This is a genomic window from Candidatus Methylomicrobium oryzae (assembly GCF_016745425.1).
Classification (GTDB): domain Bacteria; phylum Pseudomonadota; class Gammaproteobacteria; order Methylococcales; family Methylomonadaceae; genus Methylomicrobium; species Methylomicrobium oryzae.
The window spans coordinates 118838-140546 of the sequence record NZ_JAERVK010000006.1; the positions used below are offsets into that span (position 1 = coordinate 118838).

Consider the following 21709-nt stretch of genomic DNA (forward strand, 5'->3'; position numbering starts at 1 on the left):
CGATGTTTGATGATAAAGTCTTGATGATTACCGGCGGCACCGGCTCTTTCGGGCATACTGTGCTGAACCGCTTTCTGGACACGAACGTCCGGGAAATCCGCATTTTCAGCCGCGACGAGAAAAAACAGGAAGACATGCGCATCGCGCTGGCGAACGACAAGGTCAAGTTTTATATCGGCGATGTCCGCGATTACACCAGCGTTTCCGAGGCCTTGACCGGCGTCGATTACATCTTCCATGCCGCGGCCCTGAAACAGGTGCCGTCCTGTGAGTTTTATCCGATGGAAGCGGTCAAAACCAATGTGATCGGTACCGAGAACGTGTTGAATGCGGCGATCGCCAACGGCGTCAAACGCGTGGTCGTACTCAGCACCGATAAGGCGGTCTATCCGATCAATGCGATGGGCATCTCGAAGGCGATGGCCGAAAAAATCATGGTCGCCCGCTCGCGGATGATTCCGGAGACGGGCACGGTGGTCTGCGCAACCCGCTACGGCAACGTGATGGCCTCGCGCGGCTCGGTGATTCCGCTGTTCGTCAGCCAGATCAGGAAAGGCGAGCCGATTACCGTGACCGACCCGAACATGACCCGCTTCCTGATGTCGTTGGAAGACTCGGTCGATCTGGTTCTGCATGCGTTCGAGCACGCCCGGCAGGGCGACATTTTCGTGCAGAAGGCCCCCGCCTCGACGGTCGCGGATCTGGCCCAGGCACTAAAGGAACTGTTCGGCAGCGCCTCACCGGTGAAAGTGATCGGCACGCGCCACGGCGAAAAATTGTACGAGTCGCTGATCTCGCGCGAGGAAATGGCCAAGGCCGAAGACATGGCGCGCTACTTCCGGATTCCCGCGGACAACCGCGACCTGAACTACAACAAATATTTCGTCGAAGGCGAGGCCCATATTTCGGAACTGGACGACTATACCTCGCATAACACCCGGCGTCTGAACGTAGCCGAAATCAAACATCTGCTGATGACGCTGGACTACATCAGGAAGGAACTCGATGCTTAAAGTGATGACCCTGATCGGCACGCGCCCGGAACTGATCAAGATGAGCCGGGTGATCGCCGAACTCGACCGGTATACGCACCATATCCTCGTGCATTCCGGGCAAAATTACGATTACGAATTGAACCAGGTGTTTTTCGACGACCTGGAAATCCGGAAACCGGACTATTTTCTCGGGGTTGCGGGCGACACCGCCGCCCAGGCAATTGCGGACGTGATCGCGAAAGCGGACGAGGTGTTCGCGAAGGAAATGCCCGACGCCCTGCTGCTGTACGGCGACACCAATACCTGCCTCGCGGTAATCGCCGCGAAACGGCGCAAAATCCCGGTCTTCCACATGGAAGCGGGCAACCGCTGCTTCGATCAGCGCGTGCCGGAAGAGCTGAACCGCAAGGTGCTCGACCATCTGAGCGATATCAACCTGGTGCTGACCGAGCACGCCCGCCGCTACCTGATCGCCGAGGGCATCCGGCCCGAGACGATCATCAAAACCGGCTCGCACATGCGAGAAGTGCTGGATTATTACCGGCCGAAGATCCTGCAATCCGACGTGCTGGCGCGCGAGAGGCTCCAGGAAGGCGAATTCTTCATCGTCAGCGCGCACCGGGAAGAAAACGTCGACAGCCCGGAAAACCTGCGCGATCTGCTCGAAACGCTAAAGGCGCTGGCCGAGGCCTATCAACTGCCGGTCATCGTGTCGACGCATCCGCGCACCCGCAAGCGCCTGGAAGCGCTCGGCGAGTCGCTGGAGCATCCGTTGATCCGCACGCTGAAGCCGTTCGGTTTTCTGGACTACATCCGCCTGCAGATGGCGGCGTTCTGCGTATTGTCCGACAGCGGCACGATCACCGAAGAAGCCTCGCTGCTGAACCTGCCTGCCGTGACGCTCCGCCAGACGCACGAACGGCCGGAAGGGATGGATGTCGGCACATTGGTGATGTGCGGCCTGAAGAAAGAAAACGTGCTGGACGCCGTCCGGACCGTAACCGGCCAGCATGACCGGACGCGCCGGATCATTCCCGAGGTAGCCGATTACCAGGCGGGCGAAGTCTCGAAACAGATCGTCAGAGTGGTGTTAAGCTACACAGGTTACGTCAACCGTACCGTCTGGTCGAAACCATGAGAACCTCTCGCGCAGACAAATCGAACATTTTGATTACCGGCGCCAACGGTTTTATCGGCAGCGCTTTGATCAAGCGACTGCAGTCCGATCGGCGGTTTTCCGTCCGGGCTGCGGTGCGGCGCACGGCGGAACTCGACCGGACGGGCGGCGCCGAAGTGTTCGAAACCGGCAATCTGGCGGCAGACACCGATTGGCGGGACGCATTACAAGGCATCGACGCGGTCGTCCATCTTGCCGCACGCGCCCATGTGATGCAGGATACCGTGGCCGATTCCTTGGCCGAATACCGCAAAGTCAACGTCGACGGCACATTGAATCTGGCCGGACAGGCGCTAGAGGCGGGTATCAAACGCTTCATTTTCATCAGCTCGATCAAGGTCAACGGCGAGCAGACGCTCTTGGGACGCCCGTTTCGTGCGGAGGACCATCCGTCTCCGGCAGACCCTTACGGCATTTCCAAACGCGAAGCCGAAGACGGCCTGCGCGAAGCTTGCAGGCACTCCGGCATGGATTTCGTGATTATCCGCCCTCCCCTGGTTTACGGCCCCGGGGTCAAGGGAAATTTTTTGACGCTGTTGCGCTGGCTCGATAAAGGTCTGCCGCTGCCGCTGGCTTCCATCCGGAACAAACGCAGCCTGGTCGCGGTGGACAATCTGGTCGATTTGATCATGACCTGCATCGACCACCCTTCGGCCGCCAACCAGACATTTCTGGCCAGCGACGGCGAGGATCTTTCCACGCCCGAACTGTTGAAACGCACCGCGGCGGCGATAGGCAAAAAAGCGTACTTATTGGGCGTACCGGTCGGATTATTGCATTTTGCCGCCCAATGCGCCGGCAAAACCGCGGCAATCCAGAAGCTTTGCGGCTCATTGCAATTGGACATCGGCAAAACGCGCGAACAGCTCGGCTGGCACCCCCCGGTAGCTATCGACCAGGCCCTGCAGGACACTGCCCGGCATTATTTGGGAGCCCGAAATTGATAGAAACCGGCGGTTTACTTTTCGCAGCTCTCGCGGCCGCGTTCCTGTTCACCGGACTGATTCGCCGTTACGCCCTGCGCACGAACCTGATCGATATTCCGAACCGGCGCAGCTCGCATACACTGCCGACGCCGCGCGGCGGCGGCATGGCGATCGTGGCGGTTTTTTTAATCGGCACCGGAGTCCTGTCAGCACTCGGCGTGTTGACCGTAAACCAGAGCCTCGCCCTGACCGGCGCCGGCGTCTGGGTCGCCTTCATCGGTTTTCTGGACGATCATCGCCATATCCCGGCCGGCTGGCGGCTGTTGGCGCATTTTGCCGGCGCGGGCTGGGGCCTTTACTGGCTGGGCGGCTTTCCGCCGCTGCAACTGTTCGGGCAATCGGTCGATCTCGGCCGATTCGGCCACCTCTTCGGGCTTCTCTATCTGGTCTGGCTGCTGAACCTATACAACTTCATGGACGGCATCGACGGCATCGCGGGCATCGAAGCGATCACGGCCTGCCTGGGCGGAACGCTGTTGTTCCTGTTGACCGGCCCTGACGGCGCCTGGCTGGAACCGGCCTTGCTCGCGGCGGCAGCCGCCGGCTTCCTGTTCTGGAATTTTCCGCCCGCCCGGATCTTCATGGGCGATGCAGGCAGCGGTTTTTTAGGCATCGTCCTGGGCCTGATCTCGCTGCAAGCCGCCTGGCTGAATCCAGCCCTTTTCTGGAGCTGGCTGTGCCTTCTGGGCGTGTTCATCGTCGACGCAACCTGGACCTTATGGCGGCGCTTCCAACGCGGCGAAAGACTGCATGAGGCGCACCGCAGCCACGCCTATCAATTCGCGGCGCGCCGTTACGGCTCGCACAAAACCGTGAGTTTATTCGTCGGCACGGTCAATTTATTCTGGCTTCTGCCGCTGGCGACTTTGATCGGCCTCGGTTTATTGAACGGCATCGTGGGCGTCGCCCTGGCCTACCTGCCGCTGCTTATGGCCGCGATCAAATTCAACGCGGGCGGGGAGGAGAAATCCCGATGAAATCCCGGCTGGCACATTGGTTTATCGGGCAACCCCGCTCCCGGAAAGCCCTGATCCTAATTTGCGCAGACGTTGTGTTCGCGATGCTGGCTTTATGGTCGGCTTTTTCGCTGCGCTGGGGCGTGCTGTTCGTCCCTCGCAATATCGAGTGGATGCTGATCGCGGTCGCACCCGTGCTGGCCGTTCCGATTTTCATTCGCCTCGGCCTGTACCGGGCGATCATCCGTTATATCGAAATGAAGGCGTTATGGACAATCGTGCAGGCGGTCACGCTCTATGCCGGCGCCTTCGCGGTCATTTATTCTCTGCCTTTCGTTTTTTACGAGAGCGGCATCCGCAACCTGCCGCGCACGGTGCCTATCTTGAACTGGCTGATCATGGCCCTGCTGGTCGGCAGCAGCCGGTTTTTCGCACGCTGGTGGCTCGGCGACACGTATACCCGGCTCAGCGGCGGGCATCACTTCCCCCCGCAGCCGAAAAAAAAGGTGCTGATATACGGCGCCGGCAGCGGCGGCGTGCAACTGGCCTCGGCCCTGGCGCTGGGCCGCGAATTCGAACCGGTCGCCTTCATCGATGACGATCCGTCGCTGCACAAGCACAAAATCCACGGACTCAAAATTTATCCGTTTTCGGCGCTAAGTTACCTGATCGGCCGCTACGAAGTTTCGAGCGTCCTGCTGGCGATACCGTCCGTTAAAAAATCACACCAAAGCGAATTGATCCGGAAGCTCGAACCCTATGCGGTACATGTGATGTCGATGCCGGGTTTATCCGAAATCGCCGAAGGCAAGATCACTTTCGATACCCTCCGCGAAGTCGGCATCGAGGATTTGTTGGGCAGGGATCCGGTGACGCCCAACCCCGCTCTGTTGCACGCGAATATCGCCGGCAAAACGGTCATGGTGACCGGCGCAGGCGGTTCGATCGGTTCCGAGCTGTGCCGGCAGATCGTCGCGCTGAATCCCTCCGCGCTGGTATTATTCGAACTGAGCGAATATGCCTTGTACGCAATCGAACGGGAGCTGCAACTGCTGGCCTCCCGCGACGGCGAGGACGAAAGAACGCCGATCTATGCGATCCTAGGCTCTGTAACCGATGCGCCGCGCCTAACCAAAGTCTGCGAAACTTTCAAGGTACAGACAATCTACCATGCCGCCGCCTATAAGCACGTACCGATCGTCGAGCATAACCCGATCGCCGCGATACGCAACAATATATTCGGCACGCTGCGCGCGGCCGAAGCGGCCGTAACGGCAAAGGTCGAAACCTTCGTGCTGATCTCAACCGATAAGGCGGTGCGCCCGACCAACACGATGGGCGCGACCAAACGCTTCGCCGAACTGATCTTGCAGGCCTTCAGCGCCGCCCCCTCCGTTCGGCAGTCCACCCGCTTCACAATGGTCCGCTTCGGCAACGTTCTCGGCTCGTCCGGCTCGGTCGTGCCGTTGTTCAAGGAACAAATCAAACGCGGCGGTCCGGTCACCGTCACCGATCCGAATATCATTCGTTATTTCATGACGATACCCGAAGCCGCGCAACTGGTCATTCAGGCCGGCGCGATGGGCGGCGGCGGCGACGTCTTCGTGCTCGACATGGGCGAACCGGTCCGCATTCTCGATCTGGCCAAGCGGATGATTCATCTGAGCGGCCTCGAAATCAAGGATCAGGAGCATCCGGACGGCGAAATCGAAATCTGCTTTACCGGGCTTCGGCCCGGCGAGAAGCTTTATGAAGAACTGCTGATCGGCGACAACGTGGCCGAAACCGATCATCCGCGCATCATGCGCGCCGAAGAGCATGTGATTGCATGGGACGATCTGTCCGGACGCCTGGCTTACCTGGAAAAAGCGGCGGAGCAAGACGACCACGGGCAAATCCGGGAAATCCTGCTTGGCGCAGTGTCGGGTTTTGCGCCGCAATGCGGAATCGAAGACCTGCTCTGGAAACAGGCCCAGGCCACAGCCGGGATGGATAATAGGGAGGAAGCAGGCAAAAAAAAACCTCTCCCCGGCAATTACAAGGAGAGGCTCGAAAATCAGGCAGAGAATAAATTTGAGGAGGCACTGCCCGATGAAACAGAGAAAAATCTGTGACAGTCATACTATACAGGCTTTAAAATAGGATACAATGACGCATCTAATAAATTAATTGTTTCTTATTTTGAAACAAAATATAATAACTACGATCTTATAGTCATCCTGACTTGGACCGCATAGAGTTAAGGAAAAACCCATCCTGCGATTCTACGCATTTTGCCTTCCCCCTCGAATCAAGCTCGATTGCAGGAAAAGCCCGTGGACAAATTGACCAGCATGAACGTTTTCGTCCGTGTCGCAAAAGCGGGAAGTTTTGCCGGCGGCGCCCGCGACCTGGATATTTCGCGGGCAATGGCAACCAAACATATCATGCATCTGGAAAGCAACCTCGGCACCCGCCTGTTCAACCGCACCACGCGCAGCCTGAGCCTGACCGAAGTCGGCGCGGCCTATTTCGAGCGCTGCCAGCAGGTCCTGCTCGATATCGAGGAAATGGAATCGCAGGTCACCCACCTGCAGACCGAGCCGCGCGGTTCGCTGCGGATCAGTGCCCCGCCGGTGATCGGCGCCACCCATATCGCCCGCGCGATCTCCGAATTCCTGAAACTGCATCCCGACCTGAACATCGAATTGATCATTCAAAGCGGCCCCGGCGACATGATCGAAGACGGCATCGACCTGGCGATCTATCTGGGCGCATTGAACGATACCAGCATGGTCGCGCGCAAACTGGCCAGTTCTTCGCTCGTGGTCTGCGGCTCGCCGGCCTATTTCGCCAAACACGGCATTCCCGAAACCCCGCAGGATCTCGTGCACCACAGCTGCCTGATCAACTGGTCCATTCATCCTAAAAACAAATGGCCGTTCAAAAGCGAATCGGGTTCCCAGATCATTACCGTTTCGGGCCGCCTGCAGGCCAACGTCGCGGATGCGATCCGTATCGCGGCGATCAACGATATGGGGCTGGTGATGCTGCCGATTTACATTGTCGGCTGGGATATCGAACGCGGCAGGCTCCAGCCCGTCCTGCAAAACTACCCTTCGCCGCCGCTGGATGTGCATGCGGTTTATCCGCATCGGAAATATTTGTCCGCGAAAGTCCGCGTGTTCATGGAATTTCTGCAGACTTGGCTGGAGCCCCGCGTCAGCAAGCCGGGCGACGATCCCGAAACATGAACGGACTCCAGGAAAAATGGGACCGGCTCTACAGCCTGGACGAGCCCGGCAGCCAGGCCCCGGTTCCGGTGCTGACCGAAAACGTGTTCCTGTTGCCGTCCGCCGGGCATGCGCTCGATCTTGCGTGCGGACTCGGCGCCAACGCGATTTTTCTTGCCGAGCACGGACTGAAGGTCGTCGCCCTCGATATTTCCGCCGTCGCGGTCGGAAAGTTGCAGGCTTATGCCGACTCCCGCCGGCTGGCAATTAAGGCGCGCCGGACAGCCCTCTGCCCCGCTTCGCTGCCCTCTTCCGCCTTCGATGTCATCGTGGTCGGACGTTTTCTTGACCGCAGTTTGAAGGATGCGATAATGGAGGCCCTGAAACCCGGCGGCTTATTGTTCTATCAAACATTCACCCGCCTGAAAATCGGCGACGAAGGTCCGAAAAATCCGGCCTATCTGCTGGACGACAATGAACTGCTGACCCTGTTTCTGCCGTTGCGCCCGGTTTTTTACCGGGAAAATGGCGCGATCGGCGACCTCAGGCAGGGACTCCGCAGCGAAGCCCAATTTATCGGCCGAAAACCTGAGCAAGAAATAAAACCATGATCGAAAATCTGACTCCGCAACAATGCTGGGATTTGCTCCAGCACGATCCGAATGCCGTCCTTGTCGATGTTCGCACTAAGATGGAACACACCTTCGTCGGCCATCCGACCGGCGCCATCCATATCCCCTGGAAGGAAGCGCCGGACTGGCAATTGAATCCGAACTTTGCCGCCGAGGTTGAAGCCGCCGTCCCGAATAAAGACGCCCCGATCCTGCTGCTCTGCCGCAGCGGCCAGCGTTCGCTGGATGCAGCCAAGCTGCTCGAACAGGCCGGTTATAAGCATCTGATCAACATCCTGGAAGGCTTCGAGGGACCGCTCGACGAGAACAAGCACCGCGGCAATCTCGGCGGCTGGCGCTTTCACGGCCTACCCTGGGAGCAAAGCTGAACCTGAACCGTCCCCCTTCTACACCGCTCCGTGCATAGAAGGATACCGCGCGCTTCGCGTAGACCCGCATGGGTCTTCGCTCTTTTTCCGCATGCCTCCCCCTGCCATTTTCCTCCGGCACGCCAACTTTCCGTCCCACCAAAACCGAAATAAAAAACAATTAATTCATTGTTTTAAGAAAAATTCTTAATAAATTTTAATAGGTTTAGCCAGTTCTTTTAATAAACCTTAACAAGTTATCATAAATTATTGTTTTAACTAGTTTTATTGGATTGATATTGCATTTTCAGGCACATTCCTAACACGATAAGCCGGAACCAAGGCGCTTAAGGGAGTGACAAAGCCGACTTTGTCAATGGGCTTGACTAATTCGCGTAGGTCCGATTAGCGTAGCGTAATCGGACGCATGCTCCCGAAGCCAATGCTCTCTTCGCCGCATTTTTCATAATGCGAACAAAGTCATGACGAAAATTACAGGTGTGTCTTCATCCCAACAGGAACCGGTTTTTTTACGGTAAACCTGCGGCAACGCTATCAGAACGATCTGTTGATCCGCGCGATCGGCTTACTGCGCGAGACAGTGCGGCGGGTTCGTAAGCGCCATCTTTTTCAAAATCGACGCATGGGTCGTTTTGCCGAAGCGGAGGCGGATGACGTGCGTCCGATTACGCTACGCTAATCGGACCTACGCGGGCTAAACCAAGCCGCTTGCATAGATTGACAAAGCCGGCTTTGCCGATCGGTTTGACTATTTGCAAAGCGAGCTTTACAACTCCGCGAGGCAGAACCTAACGGCATTGGCCCGTGAACGGCCACTTACGCTTCGCCCCAAAAAAGCAGGCCGTTACTCACAGTTCGCGTAGGTCCGATTACGCTACGCGAATCGGACCTACGCAGGTTCGGCCGAAACTTCGCCGTCCAAATACCTTCAAGCGGATGAAGACGATTTCAAAGTGGCCCGGAAGAAAAAACCCAAGCAGAAATTACGCCGTTTGTTCCACGCGGAACTCTTAATAAATCACTTGACGCGACCTTAACTATCGCCCCTAAGTTACATTAACTTCTGCATCTAAATTACATTAATAATATTTTGTAAATAATTGTTTTATAATTATTATTAATGAAAATAAATTTCGATTTCTTATGCCCTGCCCGGGAAATTACGGTAGCGTGGACACCTCATTATTCGGCTCGAGCCGTCTTCGTTTTTTGAATCCGGAAGCGGGACCGGAACCTAATTTCAAAAACGCTCCGAGCTGAGAGCTGGCTGTGGCCCCAAAAGGATTGCGGACTCTCGTCAATCATCGCTGCGCATCAGGCTCAGCAAATCGTCCGCCGAAACCTTGCCGCTGACGTCCGCGCCTTCGAGCAGGCTGTCGGCAAGATCGCGCTTGTGGCTGTGCAGCGCGACGATTTTTTCTTCGATCGTCTGTTTGGCGATCATCCGGTAGATCGTAACCGGACGCTTTTGACCCATCCGGTGCGCGCGGTCGGAGGCCTGGTCTTCGACAGCAGGATTCCACCACGGGTCCATATGGATCACGTAGTCGGCCGCGGTCAGGTTCAGGCCGACGCCGCCGGCTTTCAGGCTGATCAGGAACAGCTCGCCGTCGCCGCGCTGGAAAGCATCGACGCGCTGCTGGCGTTCCTTCGCCGGCGTCGAACCGTCCAGATATTGATACGGAATGCCGCGCCCTTCGACATAGTCCCGGATGAGCTGCAAATGGTCGACGAACTGGCTGAATACCAATGCTTTGTGTTTGTTGTCGAGCAGTTCCTCGGCGATCTCGCCGAACGCGGCCAGCTTGCTGCTCGGCAGGCTGATTTCGGCGTTTGCGAGCCGGCTGTTGCAGCAGCTGCGGCGCAGCTTGGTGATCGCGGCGAGGATTTGCAGGTGTTTGTGTCCCGGCGGGCCGTCGCTACTCGCAAGTTCGTTCAGACTGTCGCGGCGGATCGCTTCGTAAAACGCCATTTCTTCGCAGCTGAGTTCGACATACACCGGAATTTCGATGCGCGGCGGCAGTTCCTGCAAGACCTGGGTCTTGGTACGGCGCAGAATGAACGGCTGGATCAGCTTCTTCAGGCGCTGGCGGGCCTGGGCGTCGCGGTCGCGTTCGATCGGACCTGCAAAGCGCCGGTTGAATTGCTCCTGCGAACCCAACAGGCCCGGGTTAATGAAGCGGAACAGGTTCCAGAGCTCGCCGAGGTGGTTTTCGAGCGGCGTGCCGGTCATAATGATCCGGAAATCGCCCTGCAGATCCATTGCACCTTGCGAGCGGCGGGTTGCGGCATTCTTGATCGCCTGCGCCTCGTCGAGGATCACTGTCCGAAAGCGGATTTTCGCCAGCATCTCGGCGACCGGCTCCTGCTGCAACAGGCCGTAGCTGCAGATCAACAGGTCGTACGGTCCCAAACTCTCCAGCATGCTTTGGCGGTCGCCGCCGCCCAGTTGCCGGGGCTTCAGGGTCGGCGCGAAGCGATTCGCCTCGTTTTCCCAATTCAGGCACACCGAGGTCGGCGCCACGATCAGTGCCGGGCCGTCGGGCGCGCGCTCGACCAACAGCGCGAGGCCCTGAATCGTTTTGCCGAGGCCCATGTCGTCGGCCAGACACGCCCCGACACCCCAGTGCGCCAGCCGCGAAAGCCAGACATAACCGTCCATCTGGTAATCACGCAGTTCCGCCTGGAAAGTCGACGGCAGCACCGGCCGGAACTCGCGCGCAGACTTTAACCGCTCGATATGCGCCTGCCAATGCTTGTCCGCCGTGAATACGCCGCCGTCTTCGTTCCAGTCTTCCAGAGCCAGAGCGGCTAGCGGATTGAGGCGGACCTTTCTGCCGCTGATGTCGGCATAGGCCTGCAAGTCTTCCAGGCGACGGCGGAACGCTTCGGTCAAGGCGACGAACTGGCCGTCCTTCAGTTGCAGGAAACGGCCCTTGCCGCTGCCGAGCAGGGACAGCAGTTCCTGCATTTCGATGACGGTGCGGTCGTCGATCTTCAATTCGCCGTCCAGCGCGAACCAGTCGTTAGCGCGTTTGACGTTCATGCTGAAATTCGCACTTCCGGCCTGGCCCAGCACCCGGAATTTGACGCCTTCCGGCCATTCGACAATTGCTCGACCTTCCGGGAGCGACTGCAGTTGCAGCAACAGTTCGAGGCATTGCTCGGGCTCTTCGAGCAGCCGCTCGCCGGCCGCGTCCTGCTCCGCCAGGGCCAAAGCCGGACACGCTTTGAGCAGTTCGGCGGCGCGCTTCGTTTCAAGCGGCAAATCGCGCTTCGCCTGCAGCCGCCGGCCGTCGATTTCGGCGAAGACGCTGGCGCCGCCCTGCCCGGGCGCATAATACGCCCCGCCGGTCGCAAACGGCCTGATCAACAGCGCGGCCTTCAAGCCTTCGCCAAACGGCAGCAAATGCACGCACGGCGTGGCGTCGGCGGCGACCTGTTCGGCGCCGCTCGAACTGCCGCCGACGTCCGAATGCACGGTCAACAGGCCCGAAATGCCGATCAGGGTCTGCAGTACGCGTTCCTGCGCCGACATCGGCACTTCCAGGCCTTGGGGGCCCAGCACCGAATAAATTTTTTGGTGCTCGGACGCGAATTCGACGACTTTCAGGCGTGTCGGGCTTTCCTTGCCGACATGGATTTTGAGGTCGTGCCACGGTACAGGATGCAGTTCGATCCGTATCTTGTCGCCGCCTTTTCCCCGGCTGACCCGCAACTCGGGCTCGCCCTTGACTGCTTCGACGCGCACTTCGGGCGAATCCGCCCAAAACAGCAACGGATGGCCGGCCAGAGCGAGCGGCATTCGGCTGCTGAATTCGTAAGAGACCGACCCATACCAGCTGCTGCCGCGGAACTCCTTGATCGTCTTGCACAGTTTCAGATCGTGTTCACTTAAATAATCCAAACTGTCCCGCTCCTCGTAAAGGCGCTTCAAAGCAACCGGACGGCCCTTGCTCCAACCGCCCTTGGCCTGCTGTTTCTGTTCGCGGGGCTCGATGGCCACGGTATGGCCGTACTCATGATAGGACACCAGCCAGATCAGGCGGACCGACTTCTGGTCCGGGGCCGCCGGCCGTTCGGCGCTTTTGCCGGCCGACGGCGCGATATTCAGCAAGGCGTCCAGGGCCAGGTCCCAATCGGGCCGGCTGACGAACAGCTCGGCGAGCCTAAGGGGGCGCTCGGCCAGAAAACCGGCATCCCAGCGCCCGGCCTCGGCAGGGTTAATTTTAGCGAACACCTTCGCCAGTTCGGCGGCCGGCCAGCGATAGCCGTTGCTCTGCAAATGGGCGTATAAGGCCTGCTGATTTTTGCTCACTTCCGTAACATGCCCGGCATCGACCCACCACTGGATCAGCCATAAAAACACATGCTGTAATGCATTCGGAGTCACCATCGCGGCTTCCGGACGCCCGTCTTTACCGAAACCGGAGGTGAGTTTGACCGGCAGCGTCATCGCCAGGAGTTCGGTCCGTCGCTGCAGTTCGCCTTGCTGAAACTCGTGGAACAGCGCGAGATAGCGGTAAACATCGGTCCAGATCCCGCCCATCCTGCCCCCTTGGGCGAGCAGGTTCGGCAGCTTCGTGAGGCGTTCGCTATCACGCTGTTTCATGATCGCAAGCGGATAGAATACCCCGGCCAAGCCGTAAAAATACGCCGTGCGTTTGCCGGTTTCCTTTCTGAGCGCCTGCAGCGCCTTTTCGAAGCCGACAATTGCCTGCGCCGAATCGCCTTTCATAAAGGCCAGCGCGGCGGCGACGGCCTGCAATTCGGGCTCGGCGCGTGGCGTTATCCAACGCTCGAGCTCGTCCCAATCGCCGCGCAGCCATTGCAATTCGGCAAACACGCGCGTCGCCAGCGGCGCTTTGACGAGCCCCGGTTCGAGCGCGCACCGGCGTAAAAAATCGTCAATGGCCGGGTCGGCATAGAGATGGTTCAATTGATGTAAGGCAATGTAACCGGCAATGTCGTGCAGGATGACCGGATGGCGAGCCCTCAGCCAAACGGCATCGAACGGGTTTAAGATCCAGCGCAAATAAAGGTCGTAATCGGGCGGCAAATTCAAGACATGACGGCCGATTTTCAAGCATTCGCCGGCTTCCTTATACTCACGGAGGTGAAAGCGGATCCGCGCTTCGCGCAGGCAGTCGTCCGCCTTATCGTAACGGTAATAGCCGCCGCGCACCGGTGCATGGCGCCCGATGCTGTCGGCGACCTTTCGGAAGGTGCGCGTTTCTTCCGCCAGTTTTCGGGTCAGCGGCTCGACAAACCGTCGTGCGCATCGGTAGATCGTTTGTTTAGGCGCTTTTTCGGCCAACCGCAAGTCCTGCAACGCTTCCAGCAGCGGCGCCAGAGTAACCGGCTTGAATGCCTTGCCGTCCTTGTCTTTAAACCCGAGATCGAACAAGCATTTGCCGATCAGCGTCGGGCCGGCGTAGCCGTAATGCACGGCCAGCACGTCAAGGACGGCGCGTTGTTCGGGAGGCAGTTGATCGTACTGTTTGAACTGTTCGGAAAGCGTATCGGAAGTCATCGACTATGCTGACTCGTGTAAGGATTCGGAACGGACTGAAGACGATTACGACTGTAGTTAGCCGAAGAAAAAATTTAGGAAGGGCAACGGCAGCATCGTAACCCGCCCAGGCTGCCGCAAAAGGCGGGTTCGCCACACGGAAAGCTTTGTCGAACCCGAAACTCAAAAGCGAAGCGCGCCGAACCCGCCCTACGTTTGACCAGGCCGGGACGCTCTTTATTCCGCCGTGCCCAGGATCGCGGCCGTGCGTGCTTTCGCGAAAGTACGATCGAAAACCAGCGGCTGTTCGACGGAAATTGCCAGCGGCTCGTCATCGGCCACGCCGCCGCGCTGCAGGCCGACAAAGTCGAACAGCGCCGCATCGGCCAACTGCGACGGCGCCACATTCTGTAAACTGGTGAAAATCGTTTCGAGGCGGCCCGGAAACTGTTTGTCCCAGCCTCGGAGCATCTGTTTCATCGCCTTGCGCTGCAGGTTTTCCTGCGAACCGCACAGGTTGCACGGAATGATCGGAAAGTTTTTGAAAGCGGAAAAGCGTTCGATGTCCTTTTCGCGGCAATACGCTAAAGGCCGGATCACGATATTCTTCTTGTCGTCGCTGAGCAGCTTGGGCGGCATCGCCTTCAGTTTACCGCCGTAAAAGATGTTCAGGAAGAAGGTTTCGAGAATGTCGTCGCGGTGATGACCGAGCGCGATTTTGGTGACGCCATGTTCTTCGGCGAAGCCGTACAGGATGCCGCGGCGCAGCCGCGAGCAGAGCCCGCAGGTCGTCGCGCCCTCCGGGATCACCCGTTTGACCACGCTGTAAGTATCGCGCTCGATGATGTGATACGGCACGCCGATTGATTCGAGGTATTCGGGCAGCACGTGCTCGGGAAAGCCCGGCTGCTTCTGGTCCAGATTCACCGCGATGATCTCGAACCGGACCGGCGCGGTTTTCTGCAGATTCATCAGGATGTCGAGCAGGGTAAACGAATCCTTGCCGCCGGACAGGCAGACCATCACCTTGTCGCCGTCCTCGATCATATTGTAATCGGCGATCGCATCCCCTACGTTGTGGCGCAGGCGCTTTTGCAGTTTGTTGAATTGGGTGCGGGTTTTCGAACGGGTTTCGGACATGCGCAGCGAATCAATGCTAAAAGAAGGTAACGAAAAAAGAGAGTTTTATGGCGGATCAATGAAAAAGGGGCCTTACGGCCCCCGAAAACAGATTTAACCGCTGTAGCGTTCGAAGACCAGGGTGGCGTTCGTCCCTCCGAAACCGAAGCTGTTCGACATGATCGTATTCAGTGTCACGTTATCCTCGCATTCGCGCACGATCGGAATGCCTTCCGCGCCCGGGTCGAGCTGCGATATGTTTGCCGAGGCGCTCAGGAAGCTTTCTTCCATCATCAAAAGCGAATAAATCGCCTCGTTCACGCCGGCCGCGCCCAGGGCATGGCCGGTCAGGGATTTGGTCGAGCTGACCTTCGGCACGTTACCGACGCCGAAGACGGTACGCAAGGCTTCCAGTTCGCGGGTATCGCCAACCGGCGTACTGGTGCCGTGCGCGTTGATGTAATCGACCTTGCCCCGCACCGTCGCCAAGGCCTGGCGCATACAGCGCACGGCGCCTTCGCCCGACGGCTGGACCATGTCGTAACCGTCGGAAGTGGCGCCGTAACCGGTCAATTCCCCATAAATTTTCGCGCCGCGCGCTTTCGCGTGCTCCAGCTCTTCGACCACCAGCACGCCGCCGCCGCCGGAAATCACGAAGCCGTCGCGGGTTTCGTCATAAGGCCGGGACGCCGTTTCCGGGGTATCGTTGTATTTCGACGACAATGCGCCCATCGCATCGAACAAGAGCGACATCGTCCAATGCACTTCTTCGCCGCCGCCGGCGAATACGATATCCTGCTTGCCCATCTGGATCAGTTCCATCGCATGACCGATGCAGTGCGCGCTGGTCGCGCAGGCCGAACTGATCGAATAATTGACGCCCTTAATCTTGAATGGCGTCGCAAGGCAGGCCGTGTTGGTGCTGGACATCGTGCGCGGCACCATGTAGGGGCCGACTTTTTTGATGCCTTTCTCGCGCAACAGGTCGGCTGCCTCGACCAGGTTCGAAGTGGAAGGCCCGCCGGATCCCATCACAAGGCCGGTCCTTTCGTTCGAAATATCGCTTTCTTCCAGCCCCGAATCGTCGATCGCCTGCTGCATCGCAATGTAGTTGAAGGCGGCACCGTCGCCCATGAAACGCTTGATCTTGCGGTCGATATGCGCATCCAGGTCGATCTTGACCGCGCCGTGAATATGGCTGCGGAAACCGAGTTCCCGATAAATGTCGGCAAAACCGATGCCGGACCGTCCGAGCCTCAACGATTCGACGACTTCATTCCGGTTATTGCCGATACTCGAAACGATACCTAAACCGGTTACCACAACTCTTTTCATTACCTTTAAACCTTAGAAATCTTCTGTAGAAGTAAACAGACCGACGCGCAAATCGGTCGCTTCGTAAATCTTTTTGCCGTCCACTTCCATCGTCGCGTCAGCAATGCCCATCACCAGCTTGCGCATGATCAGACGTTTCATGTGAATATGGTAAACGACTTTTTTGGCAGTCGGTAACACCTGACCGGTAAATTTGACCTCGCCGACGCCCAGCGCGCGCCCTTTGCCTGGTCCGCCCATCCAGCAGAGAAAGAATCCGACCAGCTGCCACATCGCATCAAGCCCCAGGCAGCCCGGCATGACCGGATCGCCCTGAAAATGACAGTCGAAAAACCAAAGGTCAGGCCTAATGTCGAGTTCGGCGATGATCTCGCCTTTGCCGTACAATCCGCCTTCATCGGTAATCAACGTGATGCGGTCCATCATCAGCATAGGCGGCAACGGCAATTGGGCATTTTTGGGGCCGTAAAGTTCACCCCTCCCGGACATCAACAATTCGTCGCGCGTCAGGCTATGCTTTTTCTCCATTCTGTGTTTACCTTGGCAAATTTTCATTAAATTGGTTCCGCATATTATCTATCAGGCACCGAAAAAAATCAGCTCATTTTTACCCGGGCGGAACGGCGGGCATCAGGTCGGTGATCTTTAAAGCGGGTTTGTTGAGCCGATGCTGATAAATGATCGCATACGACAAAACCGCCGCCACATACTTCCGTGTTTCCCGAAACGGTATCGTTTCGATCCAGATATCGGCAGGCATCGTTCCGGCATTCGGCAGCCATTTCGTTGCTCTGGCAGGCCCCGCATTGTACGCCGCGGCCGCTAACGCCACATGACCATTGAAGCGCTGCAGCAGTTTTTTGAAATAATAAGACCCCAGTTGAATATTTACATTCGGATCGAACAGACTGGAGTTCGTTACCAGATTTTGCTGAATCTCCCGTGCAATCTGCCTGCCCGTTTTCGGCATCACCTGCATCAGTCCCAGCGCCCCGACAGCTGACTCGGCATGGCTGTCGAGCATGCTTTCCTGGCGGATCACGCCCAACACGACGGCCGGGTCGAGGTGCTGCCGGAACGCATGCTCCTGCACCTGCTCCAGATAACGGAGCGGAAAACGCAAGGCCAGATCGTCCCAATAATCCGCCTTGACCAGCGTCTTGATCGCGATTGGATGCCAGCCCCAGGATTCTGCCAGCTTGGCGGCCTGGGCGCGTTTTTCTTGAGTCAGTTTGCCCGTGGCGAACCACCATTGCCGCTGCGCTTCCATTTCGCGATTCAAAGCCCTAAGCTCGTTCACGGCCTGAAAATCTTTTTCGGCCGCCAATTCCGCCAGATCGTTCGCGGCCAGCGGCACAGGGGTATCGGCCAGGAAGTATGGCTGCGATACCGCATCGGCCGCCAGAAAGCCGTAAAAACTCCGGTCCTTGGCGGCCTGCATATACAGCGATCGCGCCTCCGCGGCGTGGCCGGTAACCGCGAACACACGCGCCTGCCAATACTGCCAGCGCGCTTCCTTGAGTTCTTCGAGCGTCAAACTCGACACGGCCGCTGCGATATGCTCCCAGTTCTGTTCCAACAAAGCGGCCCTGACCCGCCACTCCCTCACCTCACCATCATAGATACTCAAGCCGGTCAACCGGTCGTAGGCTGCCGTCTTCCTTTGAAAGGCCAAAGCCAGCGCCAGCCGGCGCTCGGTCATTTGCTTGAGGCGGTCTTCCAGCGGCAAGCCTTGTTTCTCGGCATCCCAAAGCTGCACGGCCCTGTCCGGGTCCGACTTGGCGATCCGATCGATACCATGCGCAAAAATTCGGGCGGACAATGCATTGATGTCCGAACGGTTCTTCGGTTCAATGATCAGTTCGGGGTTCTTATCGACTTTGAGCCATGACTCAGCGGCGTCACGGTCCGGCTCCGGCAGCCGGCGCGCAAGCGATTCGGCCAACTGCCGGTGGTTTTCCTTCAACGCCATTTCGAAACGCTGCCATATCATTTCGCGGCTCATCAGCGCGGATCTCGCCAACTCGTCAAATAGCGGTCCGCATTCGCCCGGCTGCGAACTGCCGCTCATCCACAAGCGTTTGGCATTCAGCAGGGCCTGTTCCTGAAAACCGGTTTGAAAGCGGGCCCAATGGTATAGGCATTCGAGCGCCACATTGCCGTCGGCTACGTAATTTTCGGTATAAGCCCGCCATAGGTTTTGCGCGGCCATCGATTCGAGCCATTTCTCCCGCAGCAGCGAAGCGTAGCGCGTATTTTTATAATCCGCCAGAAACGCACGGACCTTGTCGGTTTGTCCCAAATCTTTCTTCAACCACTGATACAGAAGATAAGGATAAAGCGGATACTCGGACAGAACATCGGCCAGTGCCTGAAAAGCGGCCGCATCGCCGCGCTCGACCGCCTGCTCGGCCAGCACGAAATCGCTGCGCTCGCGCTGCCGGTCGCGCGCGCAGGCATCGATACCTGACGCCAGGACTATAGCCAGGAGAATGACTCGCAGGGATTGCATTCTAGTTGAGAAATTGAGTGATACGAGGGTCTGAACGAAATATTCGAAGAAGCGCCGCCGAACGGCGGCTATGACTAAATTCAAGGCTTCGCTATGCTATAATGGCGCGGAAAATATGACGACTTCAACCCGAAACGTGCACTTCAAGCCCTTCCCATCCCAGGCGGCGCCTTTCAGCTGGAATTATATCTTTCAAATTGCCGGCGAACATAAAAAAGCTCTGATTTATTCTCATGTCATCGCTCTCCTGGCGATGATCGCGAGCGTGCCGGTGCCGCTGTTCATGCCGCTCCTGGTCGATGAAATCCTGCTCCATAAACCCGGCCTGATTATCGAAACGCTGAATCCGCTCGTACCCGCCGCGTGGCGGGTGCCGATCTTTTATATCACGGCCGTGCTGTTGGCAAGCCTGCTGCTCCGGATCATCGCAATCGTTTTCAACATCATCCAGGCGCGCGAGTTTTCCTGTATCGCGAAAGACATCATCTTCCGCATTCGTAAAAACCTGATCGGCCACCTGCAGACGATTTCGATGGCCGAATACGAGAGCCTCGGGACCGGCTCGATCGTCACGCACCTGGTCACCGATCTCGATACGATCGACAATTTCATCGGCAATACGATCAGTAAATTGTTAGTCGCGAGCTTGACCATTTTCGGCACCGCCGCGATCCTGCTCTGGATGAACTGGCGGCTGGGCCTGTTCATTTTATTGCTGAATCCGGTCGTGATCTATTTTACGCGCGTGGTCGGAGGCAAGGTCAAGGATCTGAAAAACAAGGAAAACAGTGCCTATGGCATTTTTCAGGAATCGCTGACCGAAACGCTGGAAGCGATCCATCAGATCCGCGCCAGCAACCGAGAAAAGCACTACTGCCGCGAACTGATCGACGCGGCGCGCTATGTAAAGGATTATTCGGCCGCCTACGCCTGGAAAAGCGATGCAGCGAACCGGCTGAGCTTTTTGATTTTCCTGTTCGGCTTCGATGTCTTCCGTGCCCTGGCGATGCTGATGGTATTCTATTCGGACCTGACGATCGGCCAGATGCTCGCAGTCTTCGGCTACCTCTGGTTCATGATGGGGCCCGTCCAGGAGATCCTGAATATCCAGTACGCCTTTTACGCGGCGAAAGCGGCCCTGGCCCGGATCAATAAATTGAAGGCGCTCAAGCAGGAGCCGCATTACCCGCATCTTGAGAATCCGTTCCTGAACAAGAAGACTGTCGCGATCCGGATCGAAAACCTGCATTTCGGCTACGGCGAAGCGAAAGTGCTGAACGGGATCAACCTGACGATCCATGCCGGCGACAAAGTCGCGCTGGTCGGGGCCAGCGGCGGCGGCAAATCGACCTTGATCCAAACCTTGATCGGCCTGTATCCTGCCGAGAGCGGAACGATTTGTTTCAACGATGTGCCGATGGAACGGATAGGTCTGGAAGTAGTCAGAGAAAACGTGGTAACCGTTCTGCAGCAGCCGATCCTGTTCAACGACACGATCCGCGCGAACCTGACCCTCGGGCGTACCGCGAACGACGCGGAATTATGGAATGCCCTGGAAACAGCCCAGCTCGGCGACATTGTCAAAGACCTGCCGACCGGCCTGGATACGGTTGTCGGCCGCCACGGCATGCGTCTGTCGGGCGGCCAACGGCAACGTCTCGCAATTGCCCGGATGATTGTCGCCCAACCCAAAGTCGTGATTCTGGACGAGGCCACCTCCGCACTCGACAGCGAAACCGAATACAAACTGCACCAGGCACTCGCCGGTTTTCTGGCGGGCCGCACCACCATCATCATCGCGCACCGGCTGAGCGCGGTCAAACAGGCCGATCATGTCTATGTATTCGAAGAAGGCAAAATCTGCGAGCAGGGACGGCATGAGACGCTGATTGCCCAGAACGGACTCTATGCGAAACTCTATGGAGAATACCAATAACGGCAGGCGTAAGACAAAAAACAGATGGGCAGATACCTCTAAACTATAACGATAATAAAAAAATCCATGTCCGAAATTTACGATCTGCATTGCCATTCCACCGCTTCAGACGGCGCGCTGTCTCCGGCGGAACTGGTCAGGCGCGCGCATCGGCAGGGCGTGACCGCCCTGGCCCTGACCGACCACGATACGACCGCGGGACTCGATGAAGCGCAGCGCGCTGCGAAAACCGAAGGCCTCCGCTTCATTCCCGGCATCGAACTGTCCTGCCAATGGCAAGGCAAATGCCTGCATGTCGTCGGGCTCGGAATCGACCCCGCCTATGCCCCTCTCGCCGAGGCGACGCATAATCTGCGTAACGTACGGCTGCACCGCGCGGAACAGATGGCGCAGAAACTCGAAAAGAAACGCATTCCGGGCGCTCTCGAGGCGGTCAAAAAAATGGCCGGCGAGAGCATGATCACGCGCACGCACTTCGCCGATTTCCTGCTCTCGCAGGGCCATGTGACCAGCCAGCAGGAAGCCTTCGACCGTTATCTGGCGAAAGGCAAGGCTGCCTATGTAGCCACCCCCTGGGCGGAAATGAGTGTGGCTATCGACTGGATCGTCAAATCCGGCGGCGTCGCCGTCCTCGCGCACCCGTTGCGCTACCAGTTGACCGCCAGCTGGCTCAGGCGCCTGCTGAACGCCTTCAAGGAAGCCGGCGGACAGGCCGTCGAAGTCGTGACCGGACGCTACAATCAGGAAGAAATCAAAAACATGGCCGACCATGCGAATCGCTTCGGACTTGCAGGCTCCGCAGGCTCGGACTTTCACAGCCCCGACAATCAATATGTCGAACTGGGCCGCCTGGCGCCTTTGCCGCCGGCTGTCCGGCCGGTTTGGGACTGGCTGTAGGGTTTCTCGCTGCCAACCGGGAGCCAATGGGAGACATTTCGCGGAAAATGGCGCAATCGCCCAATTTCCGCC

15 protein-coding genes are annotated in these 21709 nt (G+C 57.9%); 10 read left to right on the forward strand and 5 right to left on the reverse strand.

The window, feature by feature from the left end:
• Positions 1 to 2: 2 nt before the first annotated feature.
• From JJL52_RS08505 to JJL52_RS08540, 8 genes are all read left to right on the forward strand, one after another.
• A complete protein-coding gene (locus JJL52_RS08505) occupies positions 3 to 1013 on the forward strand; it encodes a polysaccharide biosynthesis protein (protein ID WP_202051979.1) in 1011 nt (336 codons plus the stop codon).
• Positions 1006 to 2133 carry a non-hydrolyzing UDP-N-acetylglucosamine 2-epimerase gene (wecB, locus tag JJL52_RS08510; RefSeq protein ID WP_202051980.1) on the forward strand — a complete coding sequence of 376 codons (1128 nt, stop codon included), beginning with the start codon at positions 1006 to 1008 and terminating at the stop codon, positions 2131 to 2133. The genes JJL52_RS08505 and wecB overlap by 8 nt, the downstream gene beginning before the upstream one ends.
• Positions 2130 to 3116: a UDP-glucose 4-epimerase family protein gene (locus tag JJL52_RS08515; protein WP_202051981.1), complete on the forward strand. Its 987-nt coding sequence runs from the start codon at positions 2130 to 2132 to the stop codon at positions 3114 to 3116. Before wecB ends, JJL52_RS08515 begins: the two co-directional genes overlap by 4 nt.
• Positions 3113 to 4135: an MraY family glycosyltransferase gene (locus JJL52_RS08520; protein ID WP_202051982.1), complete on the forward strand. Its 1023-nt coding sequence runs from the start codon at positions 3113 to 3115 to the stop codon at positions 4133 to 4135. Before JJL52_RS08515 ends, JJL52_RS08520 begins: the two co-directional genes overlap by 4 nt.
• Entirely contained in the window at positions 4132 to 6228 is a 2097-nt protein-coding gene (locus JJL52_RS08525; protein WP_202051983.1) for a polysaccharide biosynthesis protein, read from the forward strand. Before JJL52_RS08520 ends, JJL52_RS08525 begins: the two co-directional genes overlap by 4 nt.
• Positions 6229 to 6429: 201 nt before the next feature.
• Positions 6430 to 7347 (forward strand): LysR substrate-binding domain-containing protein, encoded by a 918-nt coding sequence (locus JJL52_RS08530; RefSeq protein WP_202051984.1) that lies wholly within the window; start codon positions 6430 to 6432, stop codon positions 7345 to 7347.
• Positions 7344 to 7937 carry a class I SAM-dependent methyltransferase gene (locus JJL52_RS08535; RefSeq protein WP_202051985.1) on the forward strand — a complete coding sequence of 198 codons (594 nt, stop codon included), beginning with the start codon at positions 7344 to 7346 and terminating at the stop codon, positions 7935 to 7937. Before JJL52_RS08530 ends, JJL52_RS08535 begins: the two co-directional genes overlap by 4 nt.
• Positions 7934 to 8326 carry a rhodanese-like domain-containing protein gene (locus tag JJL52_RS08540; protein ID WP_202051986.1) on the forward strand — a complete coding sequence of 131 codons (393 nt, stop codon included), beginning with the start codon at positions 7934 to 7936 and terminating at the stop codon, positions 8324 to 8326. Before JJL52_RS08535 ends, JJL52_RS08540 begins: the two co-directional genes overlap by 4 nt.
• 1297 nt (positions 8327 to 9623) lie before the next feature.
• Here JJL52_RS08540 and JJL52_RS08545 read toward each other — a convergent pair.
• The 5 genes from JJL52_RS08545 to JJL52_RS08565 form a co-directional block, all read right to left on the reverse strand.
• A complete protein-coding gene (locus JJL52_RS08545) occupies positions 9624 to 13859 on the reverse strand; it encodes a DEAD/DEAH box helicase (protein WP_202051987.1) in 4236 nt (1411 codons plus the stop codon).
• Positions 13860 to 14075: 216 nt separating this feature from the next.
• Positions 14076 to 14978, reverse strand: a complete 903-nt coding sequence (gene ttcA / locus JJL52_RS08550; protein ID WP_202051988.1) for a tRNA 2-thiocytidine(32) synthetase TtcA — start codon at positions 14976 to 14978, stop codon at positions 14076 to 14078.
• Positions 14979 to 15071: 93 nt separating this feature from the next.
• A complete protein-coding gene (fabB, locus tag JJL52_RS08555) occupies positions 15072 to 16292 on the reverse strand; it encodes a beta-ketoacyl-ACP synthase I (RefSeq protein ID WP_202051989.1) in 1221 nt (406 codons plus the stop codon).
• A 12-nt stretch (positions 16293 to 16304) separates the two neighbouring features.
• Positions 16305 to 16820, reverse strand: a complete 516-nt coding sequence (gene fabA / locus JJL52_RS08560; protein WP_005371715.1) for a 3-hydroxyacyl-[acyl-carrier-protein] dehydratase FabA — start codon at positions 16818 to 16820, stop codon at positions 16305 to 16307.
• A gap of 79 nt (positions 16821 to 16899) precedes the next feature.
• Positions 16900 to 18804: a transglycosylase SLT domain-containing protein gene (locus JJL52_RS08565; protein WP_202051990.1), complete on the reverse strand. Its 1905-nt coding sequence runs from the start codon at positions 18802 to 18804 to the stop codon at positions 16900 to 16902.
• A 115-nt stretch (positions 18805 to 18919) separates the two neighbouring features.
• Between JJL52_RS08565 and JJL52_RS08570 the strand changes: the two genes are divergently transcribed.
• Both JJL52_RS08570 and JJL52_RS08575 read left to right on the forward strand, forming a co-directional pair.
• Positions 18920 to 20740: an ABC transporter ATP-binding protein gene (locus tag JJL52_RS08570; RefSeq protein ID WP_202051991.1), complete on the forward strand. Its 1821-nt coding sequence runs from the start codon at positions 18920 to 18922 to the stop codon at positions 20738 to 20740.
• A gap of 66 nt (positions 20741 to 20806) precedes the next feature.
• Positions 20807 to 21637 carry a PHP domain-containing protein gene (locus JJL52_RS08575; RefSeq protein ID WP_202051992.1) on the forward strand — a complete coding sequence of 277 codons (831 nt, stop codon included), beginning with the start codon at positions 20807 to 20809 and terminating at the stop codon, positions 21635 to 21637.
• Positions 21638 to 21709 lie beyond the last annotated feature (72 nt).